General features: G+C 31.4%; 1 protein-coding gene. It reads right to left on the bottom strand.

What is annotated here, in order from left to right; genetic code table 11:
• Positions 1–50: 50 nt before the first annotated feature.
• Complete coding sequence (locus B371_RS20930) at positions 51–410, bottom strand: hypothetical protein (protein ID WP_019412377.1); 360 nt, start codon at positions 408–410, stop codon at positions 51–53.
• Positions 411–1,194: the final 784 nt, after the last annotated feature.

The raw sequence follows: 1,194 nt of genomic DNA, 5'->3' as shown, positions 1-1,194 counted from the left end.
CGCCGCATTGCGCTACAATCAATCGATACCTGTCTAAAATAAACGGATAATTATCGAATTGAGGAGTTATGAAACCATGATTGCACCAATATTAGAAGCCCCACAAGTGCAACTGCTCCAATACAAGCAGCACAAATTGGTGGTATACCAGGACAAGACACAATACAAGTTGCTGCAATTAATCTTGCTATTGTTAAATCTATTAAACCTACAAAAGAAATGCAAAGAACGACTGAATTAAAAGACCTATGAGTTTGAATAACATCGCTATCTACATTTTGCATATATTCTAATTCTTTTTGAAGTTCACTGTTATTAACATAATCTCTATCAGTTACTTCTTCTTGAATTAATTTACCATCAAAGTATGAAGTGACTACAAACTTATTATTATCACTATTTGTAATCAATATTTCTGAATAGCTAATAAGTTTGTTTTGTGAATCAAAGATTAAAGTTATATTACTGATAAGACTGTATTTTTTTCTACAACTGGGATTGTGCTAGATGCATGTTTCTCATTATTTTCTTTAATTTCTATAAATTTAGCGTCATCAAAATCTAAATCAGCATAGGAATAGTAGTAAAGCTAGTACCCCACCAAATATCTTCTTCATTTTACGTCCCCTTCCGTTCTTAATTCACATTTTTACGATTCGATACGTAGCATATCCAGTAATAGCATTGAAGCATTGACTCAAGATAATAGAGAATAAATTTTTTATGGTTTTTAGTACTTTCAAGATTTGCTATTTTCAACTTCAAACAGCTCGCTGGCCCTTATTGGGGTCAAAAAGACAAAACGTTCGTTTTTGATCCTTCTAGCACCGGTGGTGGGCTAGAGAAGCGCTTGCCGCTTTTCTTGAAACATTAAAAAGTATATGAATTTAGCATGCCAAGAACCCAAGTGTTCATGGTGTTTTTAAGTATATAAGAGTAAAATTCTAAAAAAGGATTTCTTTGGCGTTACTCTCTTTAAACCAATTAATATGAAAACGTGGTTTCCTTTTTTAAAAATACAGACTTTAACTTGAATTTCCCAGTGAAAGTGAATTTAATTCAGTGTTACATTCTTGTTTAGTAATTCGATTTAATTTATGTGTGAGTGAGTCAATTTTATAACTCCTCAATTAGATAATAAATACGAACATTAAATTGGTTTTTATATTAACTATCCGTTAATTTTAGACAGGT

The sequence above is a fragment of the Paenisporosarcina sp. TG20 genome (genome assembly GCF_000286315.1).
In the GTDB taxonomy this organism is placed as follows: Bacteria; Bacillota; Bacilli; order Bacillales_A; family Planococcaceae; genus Paenisporosarcina.
The sequence above is the reverse complement of the archived record's forward strand: the minus strand, read 5'-3'. Positions and strand labels throughout refer to the sequence as shown.